This window comes from Methylobacterium sp. 10 (assembly GCF_000519085.1).
In the GTDB taxonomy this organism is placed as follows: domain Bacteria; phylum Pseudomonadota; class Alphaproteobacteria; order Rhizobiales; family Beijerinckiaceae; genus Methylobacterium.
In genome coordinates this window covers 4,644,105-4,668,101 of record NZ_KI912577.1, presented here as the reverse complement: position 1 = coordinate 4,668,101, position 23,997 = coordinate 4,644,105, and the positions used below count along the sequence as shown (strand labels likewise).

Genomic DNA, 23,997 nt, shown 5'->3' with positions numbered 1-23,997 from the left:
CGGGACATAGGGGACGAGCTCTGCCGGACGATCGGGTCGGACCGTCCGGCGAGGTGTTCGATCCACGCAATGTCTGCGTGAGTAAAACATGCGCATAAGTCTGAAGCGATCAGCTGGAACTCCGACCGTTTCAGACCACCCCGTCAGCTCGCCTTGAGGTTGGTAGCGACCTTGGTGAGAGTATTGGTCAGATTGCCACCGAGGGTGGTCAGGACCGTGATGATGGCGACGGCGATGAGGGACGCGATGAGACCGTATTCGATCGCCGTTGCACCCGACTCGTCGGCGGCAAAACGCTTGAAGAGGTTCGACATGATCGTATTCCTTGAGGGTTCGTCTTGCGAAGTTGCCGTCGAGGATCGTTGTATTTCGACCGGCGACTGAGGATGAAGATGGCCCGTGTCGTCTTGAAATTACGTTAAACGGAGCCGCGAAACCGATCAGCACCGTCTTCGATTGCCATGTGGTGAATAAACATTAAATAATACGGGGATAACTCTTAGTATTTACCATTCCAACAAAACAAGCAGCAGGAGCATTTTCACACGACACAACCTTGGAAGACAGAGAAATGCAACCGATCCAGATCGACGGAGGCTGACGAGATCGAAACATCGGCTATCCATAATATATCGACATTAGATCTTCGTTTACCAATACGTAGTTAAGGCTGTCGTGACGACAAAGGCGGTCGACCGCCCAGGTGCTCGCGATCCCGTCGAAACCTTACCGTCGCAGCCGAGAGCACCCGAGCCATGGGCCACCGGTCAATGCCGACACCCTCGCCGTTGAAGAGATGCGTTCAAGCGAGCGGAGTCGCTCTCTGCCTCGCCGTCGGTGCAGGCCCGGCCCTCGCGGAGACGACACCGGCGATCGTGGCGGTGAACGTCGACAATGCCAAAGTCATTCGTCTGCCCGACAGGACACAAACGGTCATCGTCGGAAACCCGCTCGTGGCGGATGTCGCCCTTCAGCGGAACGGAATCGTCATCCTGACCGGCAAGAGCTTCGGCTCCACCAACCTCATCGCCCTCGACGCATCCGGCGCGATGCTCGCCGAATCCACCATCAGCGTGCAGGCCGCGCAGGGATCGATCGTCACGGTGCAGCGCGGACTCGACCGCGAATCCTATTCCTGCACCCCGAACTGCATGCCGTCGATGCAACTCGGCGACGCCACGAAGTATTTCGGAGACGTCAGCGGACAGGCCGATACCCGCCGCAACCTCGCTACGGGGGCAGGTAGCCAGAAGTAAGACCGGACGTCGATAAGGACGACCATCAGTCGGGATCGGCGCCGCGTGGTAGGAGCCGGCCTCAGCCGCGCATCGTCAGCCGGCCGTCGGACATCTTGAAGTCGTTGAGGCGCCGCAGGAACGACATGCCGAGGAGGCTCTTGCCGAGACGTCCCCTCGGAAGGATCACGGCCTCGACGTCGCGGATGCCGATCGTCCCGATCCGCATCACCGGGATCCGAACGGTGGCGGCGGAGACGGCACCGTTGGCGGTGTCGACGCGGCGGTTGAAGTCGCGCTCGTAGACATGGAGCCCCAAGCGCTGCGCGTCCTCGTAGCTGAAGGCGCAGACGCTCGCTCCGGTATCCACCAGCATTCTGAGGCTACGCCCCGCCACATCGACCTCGGTGGAGAAATGCCCGAGGGAATCGGCCGCCAGGGTCACGGAGTTCGGCGCGAACCGGGTCGGGTTCGAGCCCCCGAGACCGGAATTGTCGAGATTGAGGACCGTGTCGCCGCGTTCCCGCGGGCGGGCGGCATTCTCGAAGCGCGTCGCCAGGGTCAGGCTGGCCGTCGCCGCGATGGAGGTGACTCCCAACGCCCAGAGGACCGGATGCGTCATCGATGGATCTCTCGCCACACGGGGGGCGATCCTCTTCGAAGCGAATGAACGAAGTCTTCGCTTGTCCGCGCGCGCAAGAAGCCGACCGTTCGGATGGTGAACGCCGCATGTGCGAGTTGCCGGGCATTCTCCCCTTCGCATCGCGGCGATGCGGACATCCGGCGGTGTCGCACCTCCCGGTCCGCCCCGCGCGGGCGAGGCGAGGAAAGGAGGAGAGAGGTGGTCGAAACATTGCGTTTACCGGCTCTTGCGGGTATGCACCTCACGCGCTCGCCAGACACCCTTGGAGGCACGGGCGCGTCGTGGATCGGTGAGGGCCGTCCGTTTCGGGCGGCCTTTGGCGTTGCGCGGCTTTTTTCTGTTTTATTGAAGGATCACGCCATGAGCGCAGTAAAGCCGCTTGAGGCCGTGGCACGCGACCGGGTCGGCAAGGGGGCCGCCCGGGAAGTTCGTCGCCAGGGCAACGTTCCCGCCGTCATCTATGGTGGCGGTCAGGCTCCGCAGGCCATCGCCATCGACCTCGTCCGTACCCGCACCCTGATCTACGCCGGTGGCTTCAAGACCACCCTGTTCGAGATCAATGCCGGCGGCCGGAAGACCCGCGCGATCCCGCGCGACTTCCAGCTCGATCCGGTGACCGGCGTGCCGCTGCACGTGGACTTCCTGCGTGTCGTCGCGGGCCAGAACCTCACCGTCGAAGTGCCCGTGCACTTCATCAACGAGGATGAGGCTCCCGGCATCAAGAAGAACGGCGGCACCCTCAACGTCGTGCTGCACACGCTGTCGCTCGAAGTCCCGGCCGATGCGATCCCCGACGCGGTCGAAGTCGATCTCACCGGGCTCCAGATCGGCGATTCGATCCATATCGAAGCCGTGAAGCTGCCGGCCAACACGACCTTCACCGGCGAGGCCGAGGCTGTCGTCGCCAACGTCGTGCCGCCGACCGTACTCGGCGCCGAGGTCGAGGCCGAAGAGGCCGCGATCGCCGAGGCTCAGTCGACCGAAGCTGCCGAGGAGAAGGCCGAGGCTGAGGCCGAAGAGGCCGCCGAGGCTGAGGAAGACAAGAAGGAGGATTGAGGCCCTGGGGCTTCGCGCCCCGGTCTCGTCTCCGTCCACAGGTGCTCCGACCGCGAGGTCGGGGCACCTTTTCGTTTGACGTCGCCTGCTCGTCCTCCGTCCTGGAGCTCCGCACGCCCACGGTGGATCGGGCGCAGCTCTAGACCATACTTTTGCTGCGCTCGTTTTCGCCGAACCGGCATCCCCTTCGGCGGAGAGTGCTCTGGTGACGAAGCCTTCTCGGAGATGATGCCATGCGCCTGATCGTCGGGCTCGGCAATCCAGGGGCCCGCTATGCGGGCAACCGCCACAATATCGGCTTTCTCGCCCTCGACGAGATGGCACGCGTCCACCGCGCCGGGCCGTGGCGGCGTAAGTTCCAGGGTGAGGTGACCGAGGCCACCCTCGGCACCGAACGGGTCGTCCTGGTGAAGCCGCAGACCTTCATGAACGAATCCGGCCGCTCGGTTTCGGAGGCGCAGCGCTTCTACAAGATCACACTCTCCGACGTGATCGTGCTGCACGACGAACTCGACCTCGCCCCGGCCAAGCTCCGGGTGAAGCTCGGCGGCGGCAATGCCGGCCATAACGGCCTGCGCTCGATCACGGCGCAATGCGGCAACGATTACCGGCGCGTGCGCCTCGGGATCGGTCATCCGGGCGACAAGGCCCTGGTCCATGCCTACGTCCTGAACGATTTCGGCAAGGGCGAGCGGGCTTGGGTCGAGGATCTCTGTCGCGCCGTCGCGGACCATGCCGCGCTGCTGGCGGCGGGCGAGGATGCGAGCTTCCAGAACAAGGTCCACCTCGCCATGGCGGGCCGCGGCTGGGACGATGTCGGCCAAGTCAATGCCGCGGCCACCGGCCGTGATTGACACGAAAACACGAGGACACGATATCGAAGCTTGGACCTAACGGACGGGGAGACTGGGGTGAGGAACGTCACGGTGACGATGGACGAGAGCCTCCTGCAACGTGCGCGCGTCGCCGCTGCGCGGGATGGCAAGAGTCTGTCGAAGTTCATCGCCGAGACGGTGGAACAGCGCGTCGGCCGGCCGCTTTCCCAGAGCCAGGCCCTCGAACGCTTCCTGGCGGGACCGCCACTTCATCTCCTCGACGAAAACGGGCGCGCGCCGACCCGCGATCAGATTTACGATGCCGAGTGACGCCGTCCCCGTCGCGGGCCGGGTGTTCGTCGATACCAACGTGTTCCTGTATGCCCGTGACGACCGCTTCCCCGAGAAGCAGGCGATGGCGCGACATTGGTTGGCGGTGCTGGCGGATCGCGGCCTGATCGTGGTGAGTCCGCAGGTTCTCGGTGAGTTGCACGCCGTCATCCTGCGCGGTCGTCTCCCTATCGATCCGGAGGATACGCGGCAGACGACGCTGTCCCTGGAGGAATGGTCGGAAGGCGCGACCGATCTCGCGCTCGTCGGCGATGCGTGGTCATTGTGGGAGCAGACCCGGTTTCAGTGGTGGGACTGCGTCATCCTCGGCTCCGCAATCCGAGCCGGATGCCGCTTCCTGCTTTCGGAAGACTATCAGCACGGCCGTGAGGTCGAAGGAATGACAATCGTGAATCCGTTTCGGGCCTTGCCGGAATCGATCTTCGCGAACTCTTGAGGAATATCATGGGCTTCAAATGCGGCATCGTCGGCCTGCCGAACGTCGGCAAGTCGACTCTCTTCAACGCGCTGACGCAGACGGCGGCGGCCCAGGCGGCGAACTATCCGTTCTGCACCATCGAGCCGAATGTGGGCGAGGTGGCGGTGCCGGACCCGCGCCTCGATGACTTGGCGCGGATCGCGGCATCGAAGGAGATCATCCCGACCCGGCTGACCTTCGTCGACATCGCCGGCCTCGTGCGCGGCGCGTCGAAGGGGGAGGGGCTCGGCAACCAGTTCCTCGCCAACATCCGCGAGGTCGATGCCATCGCCCATGTGGTGCGCTGCTTCACCGACGGCGACGTGACCCATGTGGAGGGCAAGGTCGATCCCAAGGCCGATATCGAGACCATCGAGACCGAGCTGATGCTGGCCGACCTCGACAGCCTCGAGAAGCGCCTCTTCGCCCTGGAGAAGAAGGCCAAGGGCGCCGACAAAGAAGCCAAGGAGATGCTCGACCTCGTCCAGCGGGCGCTGCCGCTGCTGCGCGAGGGCAAGCCCGCCCGTCTGGTCAGCCGCAAGCCGGAGGAGGAGAAGCTGTTCCAGACCCTCGGGCTGATGACAGCGAAACCCGTCCTCTACGTCTGCAACGTGGACGAGGGGGATGCCGACAAGGGCAACGCCTATTCCGAGGCGGTGATCGCCCAGGCCAAGGCCGAGGGTGCGCGCGCGGTGGTGGTCTCGGCCAAGATCGAGAGCGAGATCGCGGTGATGCCGCTGGCCGACCAGGGCGACTTCCTCGAAGCGGTGGGGCTTGTGGAGCCGGGCCTCAATCGCGTCATCCGCGCCGGCTACGAGCTGCTCGGCCTCATCACCTACTTCACCGTGGGGCCGAAGGAGGCGCGCGCCTGGACCATCGAGAAGGGCACCCGCGCCCCCGCCGCCGCCGGCGTGATCCATACCGATTTCGAAAAGGGCTTCATCCGCGCCGAGACCATCGCGTTCGCCGACTACACCGCCCTGAAGGGCGAGAGCGGCGCCAAGGAAGCCGGCAAGTTCCGGCTCGAGGGCAAGGACTACGTGGTGCAGGACGGCGACGTGCTGCACTTCCGCTTCGCCAATTGAGGCCTATCTCACCCGTCGAGCTTACGCACACGTCATCCCGGGGCGCCGTCAGGCGAGCCCGGGATCCAGACACGCTGGCATTGCGGGATGTTGCGCCTCGGCGGCTCTGGATCCCGGGCTCCGCTGCGCGGCCCCGGGATGACGGTGAGTGGTGAGCGGTAAAACCTCTCGGCGCGACCGACCGAGACCATTCCAGGACGGACCGCATGACCGGCATCACCTTCGAGGATTTCACCCCCGGTGACGTGATCGAGGGTGGCCCGCTCGTGGTCACCCGCGACGAGATCGTCGCCTTCGCGAGGGAGTTCGATCCGCAGCCGTTCCATCTCGACGAGGAGGCCGCGAAGGCGACGCTGGCGGGCCAATTGATCGGTTCCGGCTGGCAGACGGCCGGGTTCGGCATGCGCCTGCTCCAGGCCCATGTCTTTCGCGGCGCCACCTCCATGGGCTCGCCCGGCATCTCGCAGCTGCGCTGGCTGCGCCCCGTCCTGCCGGGCGATGCGCTGCGGATCGTCACCAAGGTCGAGGAGTGCCGCACCTCGAACTCCAAGCCGGATCGCGGCTTCGTGCGCTTCACCCTCACGGTCCTGAACGGCCGCGACGAATCAGTGATGATCCAGGCTTTCACGGTGATGTTTGCCCGGCGCGGAGCCGAGCCTCTGCCGCCGCGCACGGTGGTTCCGGGCCTACCCTCGCCCGTCGTCGAAGGCGAGGATGCGGAGACGCTGCTCTTCCTCAAGGAGGCAAAGCTCGGCACCGTCCGCGACCTCGGCCGGCACGTCTTCACGCCGGAGGCGATCACGGCCTTCGCCCGGGCCTATGACTCGCAGGCCTTCCATCTCGATGCGGACGCTGCCCGAAAGACCCATTTCGGCGCGCTCTGCGCCTCCGGCTGGCACACGGCGGCGGTCTGGATGAAGCGCCTGCACATCACCCGCCAGCGCGACATCGAACGGACCGAGCGCGACGGCCCCGTGCCGCAGCTCGGCCCGTCTCCGGGCTTTCGCGACATGCGCTGGCTCGCCCCAGTCTATGCCGGCGACACCATCCGCTACGCCTGCACCCTCCTCGACAAGCGCGAATCGACCTCGCGCCCCGGCTGGGGGGTGGCCACCCATCACAACACCGCGCAGAACCAGCGCGGGGAGCGGGTGTTCGAGTTTACGGGGTCGGTGTTCTGGCAGTGGGCGCCGGCGGGCTGAGCGGCGGCGCCCCGACATCGAAGGCAGACTTCTTTGGCATTCATGCTTGAGCGCGGTAGCATGAAGCGTTGAGGTTTGCCGTGAGTGCTCCACCGAAGTCCGAACCGATCATAGAGACCATTCGTCAACGTCACGCCCGCCTGCGCCGCCAGGGATTACGGCCGGTGAAGATCTGGATTCCGGATCCAAGCTCCGCTTCGTTTGCCGAGGAAGCACATCGGCAATCGGCGGCGGTCGCCACGAGCCATCACGCCAAGGACGATCAGAGCTTCATCGATGCTGCGTCGAATTGGGACGACGCGTGAAGCGTGGTGAAGTTTGGACGGTTTCTGGAGGAAAGGATTACGCCGGCAAGCCACGTCCGGTCGTGATCATCCAGGATGATCGCTTCGACGCGACCGATTCCATCACGGTCTCTGCATTGACGACCGATCCGACGGACGCACCGTTGTTTCGGATTCCGCTGACGCCAAGCACGCAGAACGGCTTACGTGCCGCGTCTCGCCTGATGGCTGACAAGGTGACGACCGTTCCGAAATCTAAGCTCGGCGACAAGATCGGAACCTTGAACGGCGAAGAGATCGCCCGGCTCGTTCGGGCGATCTTCGTTTTCCTTGGTCGAGCCTCGATATGAGCGGTTGTGGCGACGCAGGCCCTGACCCGTGTCGGGAAAGGCGGGCGGTCATCGCTCGACTACGCCACCGGGCGCCGCTCCGGATACAGCGACAACAAGCCTTCCGCATTTGCCGATGCCACGCCGCGCTCGGTGATGATCCCCGTCACCAAACGCGCCGGCGTCACGTCGAAGGCCGGGTTGGCCACCGGGCTGCCGGGCGAGACCACCTCGATCGTGGCGAAGCCGCCATCGGCGAGGCGACCGGTGAGGTGGGATACCTCGCGGCCGTCACGCTCCTCGATGGGGATCTGCGCGACGCCGTCGGTGAGGGTCCAGTCGATGGTGGAGAAGGGCAGGGCGGCGTAGAACGGCACGCGGTTGTCGGAGGCCGCCAGCGCCTTCAGGTAGGTGCCGATCTTGTTGCAGACGTCGCCCGAGGCCGTGGTGCGGTCCGAGCCGACGATGCAGACGTCGATGGCGCCGTGCTGCATCAGGTGACCGCCGGCATTGTCGGCGATGACGGTGTGCGGCACGCCGTGCGCGTTGAGCTCGAAGGCGGTGAGCGCCGCGCCTTGGTTCCGTGGCCGGGTCTCGTCCACATAGACATGGACCGGGATGCCGGCCTCGTGCGCCACGTATATCGGCGCGAGGGCGGTGCCCCAATCGACCGTGGCGAGCCAGCCCGCGTTGCAATGGGTGAGCACGTTGAGACGGCGGCCCTCTTCCTTGTCGTAACCCTTGGCCTTGTGCAGATCGGCGAGGATCGCGGCGCCGTGGCGTCCGATGGCGTGGCAGCTCTCCACGTCCTCCTCGGCGATGCGCCCGGCTTCGGCGAAGGCGAAGGCCGCGCGCTCGGAGACCGCGACCTCGCGCAGCTTGGCGGCGACACGGTCGAGGGCCCAGCGCAGGTTGATCGCGGTGGGGCGAGTGGCGGCCAGGGTCTCGACGGCGTGGTCGATCCCGGCATCGGAGGCGTCCCGCCGCAGACCCAGGGCCAGCCCGTAGGCCGCCGTGACCCCGATGAGTGGCGCGCCGCGCACGATCATGGTGCGGATGGCGATGGCCGCTTCGTCCAGGGTGGCGAGCCGCTTCAGCTCGAAGGCGAAGGGCAGGCGGGTCTGGTCGATGACCTCGACGGATTCGCCGTCGGCGGCGGGCAGGATGGTGCGGTAGGGTTTGCCGTCGATGTTCATGGGCGGGCCTCTCGCATGTTCCGGGCGGCGGGACCAGTCCTTCGGCTTCGCGCCATGCGCTTGACTCCATCAAGGGTGGGCGCGAGACGCGTAAGGCCAGCCGGTCGAAATCCCGCCCCACCTTCCATGGCAGGCTTCACACATCGGCTCTTTCAGGAAAAGCGCGTCCCTCTCCCCCTTGTGGGGAGGGGTTAGGAGTGGGGGTGGCTCCGCCAGCCTCCGCCCCCTGTGGGTCGCCCAATCACCCCCACCTCCAACTCCTCCCCACAAGGGGGAGGAGGGCTCGTCCGCGCAGCCCGCGACATGTCTGAATCCAGTAGTCACTACGGGAGAGGGTGGCCTTCGCGTCAGCGAATGTCGGGTGAGGGGAGCGCCCTGCCCGGAAGGATCTGTGCCGGCCCCTCTCCCGCCCGCTCCGCGGGCACCCTCCCCCGCAGAGGGGGGAGGGTTAGCTAACCCCCGGTCAGAAGCTCACCGGACGCGCCCGCTTTACCTGCGGGATCGTCTCGATCTCCGCCCGCACGCTCTCCGAGATCGGCGCATCGACGGCGCAGAAGCAGATGGCGTTGCCGCCCTCTTCCTCGCGGCCGAGGTTGAAGGTCGCGACGTTGACGCCCGCCTCGCCGAGGATGGTGCCGAGCCGGCCGATGAAGCCCGGCTTGTCGTGATTGCGGACATAGAGCATGTGCGGCGCGAAGGCGGCATCAATGGCGATGGAGCGGATCTCGATGATCCGCGGCTTGCCGTCATGGAACACCGTGCCGGCGGCATCGCGCGGCATGTCCTCGGCGTCCACGGTGATGCGCACCACTGATTCGTAGTCGCTCGCCCCGCCCTCGCGCTTGATCTCGTCTACGACGATGCCGCGCTCGCGCGCCAGGGCGGGGGCGGAGACCATGTTGATGTCCTGCAGGAACGGCCGCAGCGCCCCGGTCACCGCCGCAGCGGTGAGCGCGCGGGTGTTCATGCCGGCCACAGCGCCTTCGTAGGTGATGCGGATGCCCTTGATCGGCGCGTCCGTGAGCTGGCCGAGGAACGAACCGAGCTTTTCGGCGAGCGCCACGAACGGCTTCAACCGGGGAGCTTCATCCGCGGAAATGGACGGGAAGTTGATCGCGTTGGTGATGGCCCCCGTCATCAGGTAGTCGGACATCTGCTCGGCGACCTGCAGCGCCACGTTCTCCTGGGCCTCGTTGGTGGAGGCGCCGAGATGCGGCGTGCAGATGACGTTCGGGTGGCCGAAGAGCGGGTTGGCGGTGGCGGGCTCCTCGATGAACACGTCGAAGGCCGCCCCGGCCACATGGCCCGCATCGAGGGCGGCGCGGAGTGCCACCTCGTCCACGAGGCCGCCACGGGCGCAGTTGACGATGCGCACGCCGCGCTTCGTCCGGGCGAGGTTCTCGGCCGACAGGATGTTGCGGGTCTTGTCGGTCATCGGCACGTGGAGCGTGATGATGTCGGCCCGTGCCAGGAGCGCATCCAGCTCGACCTTCTCCACGCCGATCTCGAGGGCGCGCTCGGGGGAGAGGTAGGGGTCGTACGCGACGACCTTGAGCTTCAGGCCGATGGCGCGGTCGGCGACGATGGCGCCGATATTGCCGCAGCCGATGATGCCGAGCGTCTTGCCCGTCAGCTCGACGCCCATGAAGCGGTTCTTCTCCCACTTCCCGGCCTGGGTCGAGAGATCCGCCTGCGGGATCTGCCGCGCGAGAGCGAACATCATCGCGATGGCGTGTTCGGCGGTGGTGATGGAATTGCCGAAGGGCGTGTTCATCACGATGACGCCGCGCGCCGTGGCGGCCGCGACATCGACATTGTCGACGCCGATCCCGGCCCGGCCGATGACCTTCAGCCGCGAGGTCTGCGCCAGCACCTTCTCCGTGACCTTGGTGGCCGAGCGGATGGCGAGGCCGTCGTAATGGCCGATGACGGCGGCAAAGCGTTCCTTGTCCTTGCCGAGGTTGGGGAAGAAATCGACGTCGATTCCGCGGTCACGAAAGATCTGGACGGCCGCGTTCGAGAGGGAATCGGAAATGAGCACCTTGGGAGCAGCCATGATGGCCTCCGGCTCTTGAGAAAGGGGGATGGGGTGCGAACTCGGGAGACGGCGCGGCAGGTCTCGACCCTCCCCCCGATGCGGGGGAGGGTGGTCGCGGAGCGACCGGGAGAGGGGACGACCTCTCCGGACGGCGCGCTCCCCTCACCCGACCCGCTGCGCGGGCCACCCTCTCCCGCAGAGGGGAGAGGGGGAGGGAGCATTGCCTCACGCAGCCTTGGCGAGCCTGGCCTTTTCAGCCGCATAGGCCCAGTCGAGCCACGGCATCAGGGCCTCGAGGTCCGAGGTCTCCACCGTGCCGCCGCACCAGATGCGCAGGCCGGCCGGCGCGTCGCGATAGGCGCCGATGTCGAAGGCGATGCCCTCGGCATCGAGCGTATCGGCGATGCCCTTGGCCACAGCCGCCACGGTGGCGTCACCCTTGGCCAGGACGTCCGGATCGGTGATGACGAGGCAGACGCCGGTGTTCGAATACGTCGCCGGATCGACGGCGAGGTGCCCGATCCAGGACGTGCGCGCCACCCAGTCGTGGACGACCTTGGCATTGGCGTCGGCGCGGGCATGGAGCGCGTCGAGACCGCCGATGCCTTGCGCCCAGCGCAGGGTATCGAGGTAATCCTCCACCGCAAGGAGCGAGGGCGTGTTGATCGTGTCGCCCTTGAAGATGCCCTCGATCAGCTTGCCACCCTTGGCCATGCGGAAGACCTTGGGGATCGGCCAGGCGGGGGTGTTGTTCTCGATGCGCGCGACAGCGCGGGGCGAGAGGACCAGCATGCCGTGCGCCGCCTCGCCGCCCATCACCTTCTGCCAGGAGAAGGTAACGACATCGAGCTTGGCCCAGTCGAGGGGCATGGCGAAGGCGGCCGAGGTGGCGTCGCAGATGGTGACGCCTTCGCGGTCGGCGGCGATCCAGTCGCCGTTCGGCACGCGGACGCCGGCGGCGGTGCCGTTCCAGGTGAAGATGACGTCGTTGTGCCGGGTGTCGATGGCCGACAGGTCCGGCAGCACGCCGTAGGCGGTCTGGTGGACGATAGGCGAGATCTTGAGTTCCTGCAGCGCGTCGGTGACCCATTCGGAGCCGAAGGCTTCCCAGGCGGCGACTTCGACGGTCTTCGGGCCGAGCATCGACCACATGGCCATTTCGACGGCGCCGGTATCGGAGGCGGGGACGATGGCGATGCGGTAATCGGCGGGCACGCGCAGCACGGTGCGGGTCAGCTCGATGGCCTCGACCAGCTTGGCCTTGCCGGCGGGGGAGCGGTGCGAGCGGCCGAGCGCGGCGTTCTGAAGGGCCTGCAGGGTCCAGCCCGGACGCTTGGTGCAGGGGCCGGACGAGAAGTTCGGCACGCGGGGGCGCGTGTTGGGACGTGTCATGATGAAAAGTCCATCCTTACAGATGAATGCTCCTCGTTGGGGAGGAGTGGCCCGGCGCTGCCAATGAACCTGTCTCGGCGACTTAGCAAGATGCTCGGGCAAGAAATTCAGTCCCGCCGAGCACAAAGGCATCGGTTTTTCCGATCAAGTCTTTGAGAGTCGGGCCTTTGTCGGATGAGATTTATCCGCGTTTAACAGGTCGGGCCGGCGCTCGCGGGTGATCCGTTCCGCCTCGTCCCGGCGCCAGCGGGCGATGGCGCCATGGTTGCCGCCGGTGAGGATGTCGGGAATCGCACGGCCCTCCCACTCCCGCGGCCGGGTGTAGTGCGGGTATTCCAGGAGCCCGCCCTCGAAGCTCTCCTCGTCGCCCGAGACCGCCTTGCCCATGACGCCGGGCAGCAGGCGCACGCAGGCATCGATGGCGACGAAGGCCGCAACCTCGCCACCCGACAGGATGTAGTCGCCGATGGAGACCTCCTCGAGGCCCCGCGCCGCGATGACCCGCTCGTCGACCCCTTCGAACCGGCCGCAGACCACGACGATTCCCGGCCCCTCCGCCAGTTCGCGCACGCGGCCCTGCGTCAGGGGGCGGCCGCGCGGGCTCATGAGCAGCCGGGGGCGGGTATCGCCGGGGGAGGCGGCGGCATCGATGGCCGCACCCAGCACGTCGCAGCGGAGCACCATGCCCGCGCCGCCGCCGGCCGGGGTGTCGTCCACCGCCCTGTGGCGCCCGATCCCGTGCTCGCGGATCTGCCGGGCCTCCAGGGTCCAGGTTCCGCGCGCGAGGGCATCGCCGGAGAGCGACATCCCGAGGAGGCCGGGAAACATCTCGGGGTAGAGGGTGAGGATCGTTGCGGACCAGGGCGCGCTCGTCATGCCGCTTGATGGCGCGTGTGGTCAGGGTAGGTCAACAATCCCTTTCCGGTCTCACACCGCGACAGGCTCCGCGGACGAAGGCCAACGCGCCGCAACCGGGGGAGGGCACTTCCCGGCGGGCGGTCTCGTTGTCCCGTCATGTCCCGTCGTCTCGCCCTCGCGGCCTTCCTCACCCTCATCGTCCCGGCCTTCGCCGCAGAACCGCTGGCACCTCCCGGCGCCCCCGCCTCCGCCTTTCCGAGGCCGGACAGGCCGGTGGCCGAGATCATCGCGCCCCTCTGGGCGTCGGAATCCCAGCGCGACCAAGTCGATGAGGTCGGGCAGGTCGCCCGGCTGATGCGGATCGCGCCCGGGGAGACGGTCGGCGATATCGGGGCCGGCAGCGGCTATTACACGGTGCGTCTCGCCGAGCGGGTCGGGCCGCAGGGGCGGGTCATCGCCGAGGACGTGACGCCGCGCTACCTCGCCGACCTGACGGCACGCATCGCGCGCGCCAAGCTCGGCAACGTCACCGTGGTGCGGGGCGAACCCCACGATCCGAGGCTCCCGTCCGGCTCCCTCGACGCGGCGTTGCTGGTCCACATGTATCACGAGATCAGCCAGCCCTACGGCCTCCTGCACAACCTCGCCGCCGCGATGAAGCCCGGCGGCCGGGTCGGGATCGTCGATGCCGACGCGATTCCCTCGCGGCACGGCACGCCGCCGGCCCTGCTGCGGTGCGAACTCACGGCGGCGGGCTACCGGGAGACCGGCTTCTCGGTGCTGGAGGGCGGGGTCGGCTATCTCGCGATCTTCGAGGCGCCCACAATCGGAGCGCGTCCCGCCCCCTCCGCGATCACCCCATGCAAGGACGTGACGACGCGATCCGACCGGCCGTGATCGCGCCCGGATTCACGGTTCGGTAGCGGCGAATCGCTACGGTGGCCCCGCCTCGAACACCGAGCGGGAGAATGTTTGCGTGGTCCTGACGTTTTGGCTCGATCAGCCGGTCTGGCAGATGTTCGTCCTTTTGAGCGCCGTCTTCGCGGTCTGCATGGGTGCCATCAGCATCCTCTCCAACTGGTCCGCGACCCGGCCGGGTATGCACAAACTCGGGATCGGCGTCGTCGCACCCTATTTCAACGCCATCTCGGTGATGCTGGCGCTGCTCACGGGCTTCGTGGCGAACGACGCCTGGGAGCGTCAGAGGCAGGCAACGAAGATCGTCCAATCGGAGAAGACCAACCTGCTCGCCGTGCATGATCTGAGCCTCGCCACGGCATCCGACATGTCCGTGATCCGCACCAAGCTGGTCGCCTATGCGAACGCGCTGATCGACGACGAATGGCCGAAGATGACGGTGGGCGAGTCGTCGGCGACCGCCAACGAGGCCCTGGGCCAGCTGATGCAGTCCGTGGCCGATCCCCGGCACAGCGCCGAGGCGGGAGCCGCCGCGCATGGGAGCCTTCTCGATGCGGTGATGAACCTGCGGGCCGAGCGCGGTACGCGCCTCGGCCTCGCCGACGTTCAGGGCGACCAGTCGAAATGGCTGACGCTGATGGTGCTGGCGCTGCTCACCCTCGTGTCCATCGGATTGATCCATGTGGACAAGCCGGTGCCGCAGGCCGTGGCGATGATCCTGTTCTCGATCGCCACGGTGACGACCTTGGGCATGATCGGACTGCACGAGCGGCCGTTCGACGGGCCGATGCCGGTGACGTCGGCACCGCTGGAGACGGCGCGGACGACGATGACGAGCGTCAAGCCCTGACCGGTATCCCGGTCCGGGCGCTCTCGCCTCAGACCGGCTCGTCGGGCGGCTTCGGCCCGGCGGGCGCGAACAGGTCCTGGGGCGGATCGATGACGATCCGGCCGTTGGCGACGTCGAGGGTCGGGACGAACGCCTTGGTGAAGGGCAGGAGCGCGGTGGGACCGCCAAGGGCCGGCTTAATCTCCAGGAGATCGCCGCCGCCGTAATTCGGCACGTCGGTGACCGTGCCGAGGACCGCGCCCGAGACATCCACCACGTCGAGCCCGACGAGGTCGGCGGTGAAGAACTCGTCTTCGTCCTCGACTTGGCCGAGGCGGTCGCGCGGCAGGTAGATGGCGAGGCGGTTCAGGGCTTCCGCGCCGTTGCGGTCGGAGACGCCCTTCACCCGCACCACGAGCAGGTCGGGTGAGGCTCCGCCGGCGCGGCGCACGTCGGTGAGCTCGATGCGCTGCCCCCCGGCGCCGATCAGCGGCCCGTAGGAGCCGATCGCCTGCGGATCGCCGGTATAGGATTTCAGGCGAATTTCGCCGTTGAGCCCGTGTGCACGGCCGAACTCGCCCATCTGGACGAGGCTCGGATCCGTGGACGGGAGCGGCACCTCCGGCATCGGTCGGGGCCGATGCGCGGAGGTCGCCGAACCCGAGCCGATACGGCCCGGGCGGTCGCGACGGCCGCCATCGCCGGTGGGGGTGCTGCCTCCGGGACGGCGCGCCATCGCGGGATCGCCTTAGGCTGCGGCGTCTTCGGCCGGGGCGGCGGCCTTCTCGGCGCGCTTGGCGGCGCGCTCCTTGGCCTTCTCGCCCGGCTCGGCCTTCTGCGGGTTGTTGCGCGCGGGGCGCTTGGCGAGGCCGGCGGCGTCGAGGAAGCGCAGGACGCGGTCGGTGGGCTGGGCGCCCTTGGCGAGCCAGGCCTGGATCTTCTCGGATTCGAGCACGATGCGGGCCGGATCGTCCTTGGGCTTCATCGGGTCGTAGACGCCGACCTTCTCGATGAAGCGGCCGTCGCGGGGCGCGCGGGCGTCGGCGACGACGATGCGGTAATACGGGCGCTTCTTGGCGCCGCCACGGGTGAGACGGATCTTGAGGGACATGGTGTGCTCCTGAGGTTGGTAATCTGATCGTTCTTGGCGGATAGCGAGTAGTGAGTAGCGAAGAGAGCCGGCCTGCCGCCCCTTCGCTATTCGCTACTCCCCATTCGCCCCTACTTCTTCTTCCCGAACGGGAAACCGCCGAGGCCCGGCAGACCGCCCGGCCCCTTCGGTCCTCCGAGCCCCGGAAGGCTCGGCATCTTTCCGCCGCCGAAACCCGGCGGCATGGCCGGCAGCTTGCCGCCCATCTGCTTCTGCATCGCCTCGATCTGCTCCGGCGTCGGCTCGGGCATGCCGGGGGGGAGGCCGGGCATGCCGCCCATTCCGCCGCCGCCCAATCCGAACATCGAGCCAAGCGCTTGGCCGATGCCGCGCTTGCCCGAGCCCATCGCCTTCATCATGTCGGCCATGGTCCGGTGCATCTTGAGGAGCTTGTTGAGCTCCTCCACCTTCGTCCCCGACCCCGCCGCGATGCGCTTCTTGCGGGAATTCTTGAGGATGTCGGGATTCTTGCGCTCCTGCGCGGTCATCGAAGAGATGATGGCGCGCTGACGCTTGAACATGTTCTCGTCGAGATTGGCGCCCTCGACCTGCTTCTTCATGGCGCCCATGCCGGGCAGCATGCCCATCAGGCCGCCGATGCCGCCCATCTTCTCCATCTGGGCGAGCTGCATCGACAGGTCGTCGAGGTCGAACTTGCCCTTGCGCATCTTCTCCGCGGTGCGGAGCGCCTGCTCGTGGTCGATGGTCTCGGCCGCCTTCTCCACGAGGGAGACGATGTCGCCCATGCCGAGGATGCGGTTGGCGACGCGGGAGGGGTGGAACTCCTCCAGCGCGTCCACCTTCTCACCGGTGCCGACGAGCTTGATCGGCTTGCCGGTGACGGCACGCATGGAGAGGGCCGCGCCACCGCGCGAATCGCCATCCATGCGGGTCAGCACGATGCCGGTGACACCCAGGCGCTCGTCGAAGGCGCGGGCGGTGACCACCGCGTCCTGACCGGTGAGCGCGTCGGCCACCAGCAGGACTTCGTGCGGGTTCGTCGCCGCCTTGACCTCGGCGGCCTCGGCCATCAGCGCCTCGTCGAGGGTGATGCGGCCGGCCGTGTCGAGCATCACCACGTCGAAGCCGCCGAGGCGCGCGGCATCCATGGCGCGGCGGGCGATCTGCACCGCCGACTGGCCCTCGACGATGGGCAGGCTCTCGACGCCGACCTGCTTGGCCAGGATCGCCAGCTGCTCCATGGCGGCCGGGCGGCGGGTGTCGAGGGAGGCGAGCAGCACCTTGCGCTTGTCGCGGTTGGTCAGGCGCCGGGCGATCTTGGCGGTGGTGGTGGTCTTGCCCGAGCCCTGGAGGCCGACCATCAGGATGGCGACGGGGGCGGGCGCATTGAGATCGATGAGGCCGGCTTCCGAGCCGAGCATGGCCACGAGTTCGTCGTTGACGATCTTCACGACCATCTGGCCGGGCGTCACAGACTTGACGACGACGGCGCCCACCGCCTTCTCGCGGACCTTCTCGGTGAAGCCCCGCACCACTTCGAGCGCCACGTCGGCTTCGAGCAGAGCGCGCCGCACCTCGCGGAGCGCCGCGGTGACGTCGGCTTCCGTGAGCGCACCACGCCGGGTGAGCCCGGACAGGATACCGGACAGGCGGTCGGACAGGCCTTCGAACATCGCGTGTGTCTCCGAACCTACTGGAACAGGCCGGCGGACGAGACGCGGCGCGCCTGCAGCGCGGCCTCGAAACCGTTGATCGCCGCCGCGAACTTGTCCCGGCAATCGGGGTTGCAGAACCCGACCACGGCACCGTTGTAGAGCGTCAGGGAATCGGCCGCGATCGGCTTGCCCGACCAGGGGCAGACCTCGTTGACTGCTTCCTCGATGCGAAGGGTTTCATGGGATGGCGACAGGGCGAGACTCACTCGGCTGGATCGGCGGAGTGACGACCTGCTCCCAACGCGAAGCTCGCCCGAGGGCGCATCGCGCTGTCGGGCGTTGACCTCCGGCCTCACAGGGCCGGTCGGCGTTCGTGTTGACGACATGTCGTCGGATATGAGAGTGGCGGACTAGTCCGTGAGCCACCGCAAGTCAAGATCGGCACCAAGTCAAGATCGCGGTGGAAAGCAAGGGCTACGCCCGGCGCAGGGTCGCGGCAGCGCGTATGCTGAGTTCCTCGCGTTATCGGCTGTCGAAGTCACGGGAACGGCTGCGAGTCACGTATTCGGCATCCATGCTATCGAGCTTGACCGCGGACGACTCGCAATCCTGGCCCGCGGGCTCGATCGAGAACCAGCCCCGAAGTTCGTGGCTCACGAGAGAGACGCCCGTCCCGCATGCCGGACTTCTACACGCTCTATCTGGTCGTGCTGATCGCGGGCCTCTCGCATTGCGTCCTCTGGGCGACGATCCTCTATCGGTACAGGACGCTCGCCGGATTGCGCTATTGGCTGGCGGGCGGCGTCGCCAATGTCGCGGGCGGGATCCTGCTCGCCATCGATGGCGGCGCCGGGCATTTCGCGACGACCGTCGGCGGCAATGCCATCGCCTGTCTGGCCTTCCACCTGAATACGATCGGTCTGCGCCGCTTCCACGGCGACCGGCCGCTCTGGGCTCTCCATGCCGGGCTGCTGGGCGCAAGCGTCCTGGCCATGGCCATCACCTGGCGGCCCTGGTGGGGCCAGAACCCGCTCTACGTCACGTCGCAATGCATTCCCCTGGCACTCGCCGTCCTCTATCTCGCCCGGCGCCGGACCCGGGAGCTCGGCGCCATCATCACGATGTGCGCCCTGGCGACCGCCATCACCGCGCATGGCATCGTCGCCTGCGCGGTGACGGTGAGGCTCAGCGGTATCGCACCGGATGTCTCCCTGGTCTCCCTCGCCGCCATCGACCTGCTGGTCTTCATCCTCGCGGGCATCGTCTGGAATTTCGGCTTCATCGTCTCGGTGGTCGACAGCCTGATGGCGAAGGTGGAGCGGCTGGCCGCCGAGGACGACCTGACCGGCCTGCCCAATCGCCGCCAGTTCATGCGGCTGCTCGCCGAAGAATGCGCGCGCGAGACCGGCGAGCCGTTCAGCGTGATGCTCATGGACCTCGACCGGTTCAAGGGAATCAATGACGGCCTCGGCCACGTGGCCGGCGATGCCGCGCTCAAACACGTGGCGGACACGGTGCGGCGGGGCATGCGCTCCGTGGACGTGTTTGCCCGCCTCGGCGGCGACGAATTCGGTATCCTGCTCCGTGGCGTCCAGGGGGATGCTGCAAGCGAGATCGCCGAGCAGGCCAACGCCGCCCTGCGCGCTTCGCCCTTCCTCTGGCACGGGGAGACCATCGGGCTGACGATCAGCATCGGCGTGACCTCGGCCGTCCCCGGCAGGCGCCACACGCCGGAGGAGCTGATCGAATGCGCGGATTCCGCGCTCTACGCCACGAAGGGCCGGAAACGAGACGGCTGGACGTTTCTGCCCTTCACATCTCGGCCGGGCTTCGGCGCCGGTCAGGCGGGCGGGGCGACGAACGCGCGTCTGGCAGACCGGGGCTCACGCATCCCGTTGGCAGGCTGAACCGGCCGCCTCCGGTCAATCACTCGGCATTCACACATGCCGCGGGATGCGCGGGACCCTCCTCCTCCTTGTGGGGAGGAGTTGGAGGTGGGGGTAATTGGGCGACCCTCACGCTGCGGAGGCAAGCGGCGCCACCCCCACTCCTGACCTCTCCCCACAAGGGGGAGAGGGACGCGGTCTGCGCGAAAAAACAGAAGTGTGAATCCCATAGGTTCGACCGGGGACGGTCAGCCGGCGCCCCGGATTCACCGGTCCTCGAATTTCGGCTTCCGCAATTCCGCCTGGAGTTTCAGCACCTCGTCGATGCTCATGGAGCGGCTGCTCCAGTTCGTCTCCATGATGTTGATGGCGGTGAAGCTGTAATGGGCCTTGCCGCCATAGGCGTCGAACGCCGTGCCGTCCGGGTCGGGCGCCACCGGCTTGACGTAATCGACCCGGTAGGACGGGTGGCCGCCCTTGCCCGTCACCGCGATGCGCACCGAGGCGTTGCCGTGCCGCTTCTGGCAGAAGCGCATGTTGGTCAGCAGCCGGCTCAGATAGGCATCGGCCTCCTCCAGGGTGGGGACGACGTCCGCGAGGGTCGCGTCGGAGGGGAGGTGCGTCTTCTTGATCATGTCGGCCCGTGGGGTTGGTGGCGCACCATAGGCACACCGCCCCGGCGAGGCGAGGCCCCGCCCGGCGGAGCCGGGTCAGCTCTCGACGAGTTCCCGCGCCGGCGCGGCCCGGATCGGAGTAGCGGCCACATCCGCCAGGATCTCGTAGGAGCGCACGCGCGCGGCGTGGTCGTGGATGGCGCTCGCGACCATGAGTTCGTCCGCGCCGGTCTCGGCGATCAGGTCGGCGAGCCCCCGACGGACGGTCTCCGGCGACCCGACGATGGCACGGGCGAGCATCCCCGAGGCCTGTCGCTTCTCGGAGGGCGACCAGTAGGTCTCGATATCGTCGATGGGCGGCGGCAGCAGGCCCCGCGTGCCACGGAACATGTTGGCGAATTGCTGCTGCGCCGAGGTGAACAGGCGCCGCGCCTCGGCGTCGGTCTCGGCCGCCACGACGTTCACGCCGACCATGGCATGGGGCGCCGTCGACTGCTCGGACGGGGTGAAGCGCTCGCGATAGACGGCAAGCGCCTGGATCAGCGCGTCCGGCGCGAAATGCGAGGCGAAGGCGTAGGGCAGGCCGAGCATGGCGGCCAGTTGCGCCCCGAACAGGCTGGAGCCGAGGATCCAGAGCGGCACCTTCGTGCCCGTCCCCGGCACGGCCTGGATCACCTGTCCCGGCTGCGCATCGCCCAGCAGCGCCTGGAGTTCCAGGACGTCCTGCGGGAACTGATCCGACGTCTCGGGCGAGCGGCGCAGGGCACGCAAGGTGCGCTGGTCGGTTCCGGGCGCCCGGCCGAGGCCGAGATCGATCCGGCCCGGATACAGGGTCTCCAGCGTGCCGAACTGCTCGGCGATGACCATGGGCGAGTGGTTCGGCAGCATGACCCCGCCGGCCCCGACGCGGATGCGGCTCGTACCCGAGGCCACGTGGCCGATGACGACGGAGGTCGCCGCACTGGCGATGCCCACCATGTTGTGGTGCTCGGCGAGCCAGAAACGCCGGTAGCCCAGGCGTTCGGCGGCCCTGGCGAGGTCGAGGGTGTTGCGCAGGGCGTCACCGGGCGTCGCGCCTTGCGGCACGAAGGCGAGGTCGAGGACGGAAAGAGGGGTCATGATTCGCGTGTCCGTTTGCAGCGGCGACCGGCTCGCGCCGGCCATGAACGTCCCTATTGCTTGAGAAGATCGAGACGGGACCGCCGCTCCGCAACCGGGCACCCCGGCGCAGGAGCCATGCGTTCCGGCCGGTTCCGGGAGACGCGATCGTCCCCCGACCCGCGACAGCTTCGCGAGGCGACCTATATGGCTGTGCCTCGACCTCCCGCCCCGAACCCGAGCAACGCCGCCGTGTCTCCCGGATACCTGCCCTTCGCGGGCGCCCTCGATCTTCCCGCCTATACCTGTGACAATTGCGGGTACTGGCAGCGCCATTTCGAGCCGCCGCCCTCGTGCCCGATGTGCCTCGACGCACGTCACGTGGTGCCGCAGAAGGGCTGGCAGTTCTGGAGCGAGCGCGAGGCGCAGGAACGCTTCCCCTGCCATTGGGAGGAGTTGGAGCCGGGCATCTGGCGCTTCTGGAACGATCCCGTCTCGGGCATCGGCCCGAGCGCCTACCTGATCCAGACGCCCGACGGGAACATGGGCTTCGAGGCCTGCCCGGTCTTCAGCGAGGCGGCGCTGAAGCACATCGCCGCGCTCGGCGGCATGCAGGTCCTGTCCTCCTCGCACCCGCATGCCTACGGGGCGCTGGTGCAGCTGCAGGACCGGTTCGATCCGGAACTGTGCCTGCCGGCCGCCGACTTCATCTGGAGTGCGGCCTTGCAGGTCTCCTGGCCCTACGACGATTTCCTCGAACCGCTTCCCGGCCTCGAACTCCACCGCACCGCCGGCCATTTCGACGGCCATGCGGTCCTGTTCGACAGATCGCGAAAGATCCTCTTCTGCGGCGACGCCCTCAAGTTCGAGCTCGACCCGAAGGATTTCCGCCGGGCCGAGACGATCTCGGCCCACAAGGCCTTCGTGCGTGGCGTACCGCTCACCACCAACGAGTTGCGCCGCTACCGCGACGTCTTCGCCCAGCTCGACTTCACCCAGACCTGGACGCCGTTCGAACCGGCCGCCAATTGCGGCCGGGCCGAGGTGCTGGCGCTCATCGACGGCATGCTGGCGACCCGCCCGCATGCCGCGCCGGTGAGGCTCGACAGCCTCCGGCGATAGGTCAGGCGCGCTTGAGGTCAGACCCGCTTGGCGGTCTGGCCGAACATCACCTTCTTGGCGTCCTCGCTCATGGTCTTGCCGTGGTCGGGGTTGACCTCCGGCGCGCGGGCATAGGCCGCCTTCGTGCCGGGACGCTCGGCGATGGCCGTGAACCAGCGCTTGAGGTTGGGGAAATCGTCGAGCGTCTGGCCCTGCTTCTCCCACGGGACGATCCACGGATAGGAGGCCATGTCGGCGATGGAATAAGCCGGCCCGGCGACGAACTCGCGATCGGCCAGGCGCCGGTCGAGGACGCCGTAGAGGCGGTTCGTCTCCTTGACGTAGCGGTCGATGGCGTAGGGGATCTTCTCCGGCGCGTATTGGGAGAAGTGGTGGTTCTGGCCGAGCATGGGGCCGAGCCCGCCCATCTGCCAGAACAGCCATTGCAGCACCTCAGCCCGCCCCGGCAGGTCGGCGGCGATGAAGCGCCCGGTCTTCTCGGCGAGGTAGAGCAGGATCGCCCCCGATTCGAAGAGGGTGATCGGAGCGCCGCCCCCCGGCGGTTCGTGATCGACGATGGCCGGCATCCGGTTGTTGGGGGCAATGGCGAGAAAATCCGGCTTGAACTGCTCGCCCTTGCCGATGTTCACCGGCTTGATCGTGTAGGCAAGTCCGGCCTCCTCCAGGAACATCGTCACCTTGTGGCCATTCGGCGTCGGCCAGTAATGCAGATCGATCATCGAAATTCCTTTCAGCGCGCCGCGATTGCCGGGCAGCGCCGAAAGTCGAGTTGGCGACCGCCCGCACGGAGGTCAAGCCGCGCCGTTCACTCGAATGCGAGGGATTGTTCGACCGATCGATTCAGGGTTCTCGTGCTTGCATGATCCTTCAAGGGAAACCCGAGCGGGAGATTGGCAGGATGAGCAGCGCGATCTCGATCAGCAGCGGCGGGATGGTGGCGGCCTCCCAACGCTTCGGCAACGCGGCGGAACAGATCGCCTCGGTCGGCATGACCCTGCCCAGCCCGATGCAGGTGGAGACGAGCCTGCCCAGCGCGACGCAGGTGGACCTGTCGAGCTCGGCGGTGCAGCTGATGGAGAGCAAGGCGAGCTTCGAGCTCAACACAGCGGTGCTGACGTCGTCCCTCGACACCGAAAAGCGCGTCCTCGACATCCTCGCGTAGCATCTCGCACCACGAGGCATCACAGCCCCATCCATCGACGGAGGCCCCTCCCGATGACGATCACGGTCTCGCTGAACTCGCTCGGAGTGCTGAAAGCCATCGACGTGGTAACGAGCGCCCGCATGGAGGCCCTGCGCGATCGGGAGGCCGAGACGAAGCTGGTCTCCGTCAATGTGGGCGCGCCCACCGCACCAACCTCGAACGCCCGTCCGACAGGCCAGGACCGTGTCGTCGACGTGTTGGTCTAGCAGGATACCAAAGGCCTGAAAATTAACCTGCGTCGATGACAGTCGATGTCCGGTTAGAACGGGATCCATGACGTGACTACCAATCGTCGCAGCGCCTCACGCAAAGATGCCTTTCGCATCGGGGCGCTTTCCTTCGGGGGCACCCGAGCTGATATCGACTGCCTGGTCTGGGATCAGTCCGAAACCGGCGCGCAGATCGAAGTCGAGGTTCCGGAGGCGGTCCCGGACGAGTTCATCCTGGTGATGACCGCCTACGCCAAGCCGCGCGCCTGTACCGTGGTCTGGAGGCGGGATCGGAAGCTCGGCGTGGCTTTCTCGGTCTGAACGCCAGTACCGACGAAGCATCCTCCGGACAGGGGAGGGGCGGGAGAAATTCGGTTCCCCTTCATCATCCTCGCGCTTATCACTCCGGC

General features: G+C 67.2%; 29 protein-coding genes. 16 read left to right on the top strand and 13 right to left on the bottom strand.

Annotation, left to right across the window (positions count from 1 at the left end; genetic code table 11):
* Positions 1-143 precede the first annotated feature (143 nt).
* Positions 144-314 (bottom strand): Flp family type IVb pilin, encoded by a 171-nt coding sequence (locus K368_RS0122030; RefSeq protein ID WP_027174238.1) that lies wholly within the window; start codon positions 312-314, stop codon positions 144-146.
* Between the two features lie 474 nt (positions 315-788).
* On the opposite strand from K368_RS0122030, the gene K368_RS0122025 reads away from it, so the two are divergent.
* A complete protein-coding gene (locus K368_RS0122025; RefSeq protein WP_245259644.1) occupies positions 789-1,256 on the top strand; it encodes a pilus assembly protein N-terminal domain-containing protein in 468 nt (155 codons plus the stop codon).
* A gap of 61 nt (positions 1,257-1,317) precedes the next feature.
* On the opposite strand, the gene K368_RS0122020 is transcribed toward K368_RS0122025, so the two are convergent.
* Positions 1,318-1,857 carry a TIGR02281 family clan AA aspartic protease gene (locus K368_RS0122020; protein WP_027174236.1) on the bottom strand — a complete coding sequence of 180 codons (540 nt, stop codon included), beginning with the start codon at positions 1,855-1,857 and terminating at the stop codon, positions 1,318-1,320.
* Between the two features lie 381 nt (positions 1,858-2,238).
* Between K368_RS0122020 and K368_RS0122015 the strand changes: the two genes are divergently transcribed.
* The 8 genes from K368_RS0122015 to K368_RS0121980 all read left to right on the top strand — a co-directional run bounded on the left by K368_RS0122015 (position 2,239) and on the right by K368_RS0121980 (position 7,478).
* Positions 2,239-2,934 (top strand): 50S ribosomal protein L25/general stress protein Ctc, encoded by a 696-nt coding sequence (locus tag K368_RS0122015; protein ID WP_027174235.1) that lies wholly within the window; start codon positions 2,239-2,241, stop codon positions 2,932-2,934.
* Positions 2,935-3,167: 233 nt separating this feature from the next.
* Positions 3,168-3,788 carry an aminoacyl-tRNA hydrolase gene (gene pth, locus K368_RS0122010; RefSeq protein ID WP_027174234.1) on the top strand — a complete coding sequence of 207 codons (621 nt, stop codon included), beginning with the start codon at positions 3,168-3,170 and terminating at the stop codon, positions 3,786-3,788.
* 57 nt (positions 3,789-3,845) lie between these two features.
* Positions 3,846-4,079 carry a hypothetical protein gene (locus K368_RS0122005; protein WP_027174233.1) on the top strand — a complete coding sequence of 78 codons (234 nt, stop codon included), beginning with the start codon at positions 3,846-3,848 and terminating at the stop codon, positions 4,077-4,079.
* Entirely contained in the window at positions 4,069-4,536 is a 468-nt protein-coding gene (locus K368_RS0122000; protein ID WP_027174232.1) for a PIN domain-containing protein, read from the top strand. Before K368_RS0122005 ends, K368_RS0122000 begins: the two co-directional genes overlap by 11 nt.
* Before the next feature lie 8 nt (positions 4,537-4,544).
* Positions 4,545-5,642 (top strand): redox-regulated ATPase YchF, encoded by a 1,098-nt coding sequence (ychF, locus tag K368_RS0121995; protein WP_027174231.1) that lies wholly within the window; start codon positions 4,545-4,547, stop codon positions 5,640-5,642.
* Positions 5,643-5,848: 206 nt separating this feature from the next.
* Positions 5,849-6,844, top strand: coding sequence for a MaoC family dehydratase (locus K368_RS0121990; protein ID WP_027174230.1), 996 nt, complete (start codon positions 5,849-5,851; stop codon positions 6,842-6,844).
* Between the two features lie 80 nt (positions 6,845-6,924).
* Complete coding sequence (locus tag K368_RS0121985) at positions 6,925-7,149, top strand: antitoxin MazE family protein (protein ID WP_027174229.1); 225 nt, start codon at positions 6,925-6,927, stop codon at positions 7,147-7,149.
* Complete coding sequence (locus tag K368_RS0121980; protein ID WP_027174228.1) at positions 7,146-7,478, top strand: type II toxin-antitoxin system PemK/MazF family toxin; 333 nt, start codon at positions 7,146-7,148, stop codon at positions 7,476-7,478. The genes K368_RS0121985 and K368_RS0121980 overlap by 4 nt, the downstream gene beginning before the upstream one ends.
* Positions 7,479-7,537: 59 nt before the next feature.
* On the opposite strand, the gene mtnA is transcribed toward K368_RS0121980, so the two are convergent.
* The 4 genes from mtnA to trmD all read right to left on the bottom strand — a co-directional run bounded on the left by mtnA (position 7,538) and on the right by trmD (position 12,959).
* A complete protein-coding gene (gene mtnA, locus K368_RS0121975) occupies positions 7,538-8,653 on the bottom strand; it encodes an S-methyl-5-thioribose-1-phosphate isomerase (RefSeq protein WP_027174227.1) in 1,116 nt (371 codons plus the stop codon).
* 463 nt (positions 8,654-9,116) lie between these two features.
* Positions 9,117-10,709, bottom strand: a complete 1,593-nt coding sequence (serA, locus tag K368_RS0121970) for a phosphoglycerate dehydrogenase (RefSeq protein ID WP_027174226.1) — start codon at positions 10,707-10,709, stop codon at positions 9,117-9,119.
* Positions 10,710-10,916: 207 nt separating this feature from the next.
* Positions 10,917-12,083: a phosphoserine transaminase gene (locus K368_RS0121965; RefSeq protein ID WP_027174225.1), complete on the bottom strand. Its 1,167-nt coding sequence runs from the start codon at positions 12,081-12,083 to the stop codon at positions 10,917-10,919.
* Between the two features lie 144 nt (positions 12,084-12,227).
* Complete coding sequence (gene trmD, locus K368_RS25325) at positions 12,228-12,959, bottom strand: tRNA (guanosine(37)-N1)-methyltransferase TrmD (protein ID WP_036266593.1); 732 nt, start codon at positions 12,957-12,959, stop codon at positions 12,228-12,230.
* Positions 12,960-13,097: 138 nt separating this feature from the next.
* Here trmD and K368_RS0121955 point away from each other — a divergent pair, with 138 nt between their 5' ends.
* Positions 13,098-13,838, top strand: coding sequence for a methyltransferase domain-containing protein (locus tag K368_RS0121955; protein ID WP_027174224.1), 741 nt, complete (start codon positions 13,098-13,100; stop codon positions 13,836-13,838).
* A gap of 79 nt (positions 13,839-13,917) precedes the next feature.
* A complete protein-coding gene (locus K368_RS0121950) occupies positions 13,918-14,709 on the top strand; it encodes a DUF4239 domain-containing protein (protein ID WP_027174223.1) in 792 nt (263 codons plus the stop codon).
* Between the two features lie 28 nt (positions 14,710-14,737).
* On the opposite strand, the gene rimM is transcribed toward K368_RS0121950, so the two are convergent.
* The 4 genes from rimM to K368_RS0121930 form a co-directional block, all read right to left on the bottom strand.
* Positions 14,738-15,424: a ribosome maturation factor RimM gene (gene rimM / locus K368_RS0121945; RefSeq protein WP_027174222.1), complete on the bottom strand. Its 687-nt coding sequence runs from the start codon at positions 15,422-15,424 to the stop codon at positions 14,738-14,740.
* Between the two features lie 12 nt (positions 15,425-15,436).
* Entirely contained in the window at positions 15,437-15,799 is a 363-nt protein-coding gene (gene rpsP / locus K368_RS0121940; protein ID WP_027174221.1) for a 30S ribosomal protein S16, read from the bottom strand.
* Between the two features lie 110 nt (positions 15,800-15,909).
* A complete protein-coding gene (ffh, locus tag K368_RS0121935; RefSeq protein WP_027174220.1) occupies positions 15,910-17,472 on the bottom strand; it encodes a signal recognition particle protein in 1,563 nt (520 codons plus the stop codon).
* Positions 17,473-17,489: 17 nt separating this feature from the next.
* Positions 17,490-17,720, bottom strand: a complete 231-nt coding sequence (locus K368_RS0121930) for a glutathione S-transferase (protein ID WP_036266591.1) — start codon at positions 17,718-17,720, stop codon at positions 17,490-17,492.
* A gap of 411 nt (positions 17,721-18,131) precedes the next feature.
* Between K368_RS0121930 and K368_RS25320 the strand changes: the two genes are divergently transcribed.
* Entirely contained in the window at positions 18,132-19,361 is a 1,230-nt protein-coding gene (locus tag K368_RS25320; protein ID WP_051439963.1) for a GGDEF domain-containing protein, read from the top strand.
* A 245-nt stretch (positions 19,362-19,606) separates the two neighbouring features.
* Here K368_RS25320 and K368_RS0121920 read toward each other — a convergent pair whose 3' ends face one another.
* Both K368_RS0121920 and K368_RS0121915 read right to left on the bottom strand, forming a co-directional pair.
* Positions 19,607-19,975, bottom strand: coding sequence for a hypothetical protein (locus K368_RS0121920; protein ID WP_027174218.1), 369 nt, complete (start codon positions 19,973-19,975; stop codon positions 19,607-19,609).
* A 75-nt stretch (positions 19,976-20,050) separates the two neighbouring features.
* A complete protein-coding gene (locus K368_RS0121915; RefSeq protein WP_027174217.1) occupies positions 20,051-21,073 on the bottom strand; it encodes an LLM class flavin-dependent oxidoreductase in 1,023 nt (340 codons plus the stop codon).
* A gap of 186 nt (positions 21,074-21,259) precedes the next feature.
* On the opposite strand from K368_RS0121915, the gene K368_RS0121910 reads away from it, so the two are divergent.
* Complete coding sequence (locus K368_RS0121910; RefSeq protein WP_051439962.1) at positions 21,260-22,174, top strand: MBL fold metallo-hydrolase; 915 nt, start codon at positions 21,260-21,262, stop codon at positions 22,172-22,174.
* Between the two features lie 17 nt (positions 22,175-22,191).
* Here K368_RS0121910 and K368_RS0121905 read toward each other — a convergent pair whose 3' ends face one another.
* A complete protein-coding gene (locus K368_RS0121905; RefSeq protein ID WP_027174215.1) occupies positions 22,192-22,893 on the bottom strand; it encodes a glutathione binding-like protein in 702 nt (233 codons plus the stop codon).
* Positions 22,894-23,072: 179 nt separating this feature from the next.
* Here K368_RS0121905 and K368_RS0121900 point away from each other — a divergent pair, with 179 nt between their 5' ends.
* From K368_RS0121900 to K368_RS0121890, 3 genes are all read left to right on the top strand, one after another.
* Positions 23,073-23,336 (top strand): hypothetical protein, encoded by a 264-nt coding sequence (locus K368_RS0121900; RefSeq protein ID WP_027174214.1) that lies wholly within the window; start codon positions 23,073-23,075, stop codon positions 23,334-23,336.
* Between the two features lie 53 nt (positions 23,337-23,389).
* Positions 23,390-23,584, top strand: coding sequence for a hypothetical protein (locus tag K368_RS0121895; protein ID WP_027174213.1), 195 nt, complete (start codon positions 23,390-23,392; stop codon positions 23,582-23,584).
* Between the two features lie 72 nt (positions 23,585-23,656).
* Positions 23,657-23,908, top strand: coding sequence for a pilus assembly protein PilZ (locus K368_RS0121890; RefSeq protein WP_027174212.1), 252 nt, complete (start codon positions 23,657-23,659; stop codon positions 23,906-23,908).
* Positions 23,909-23,997 lie beyond the last annotated feature (89 nt).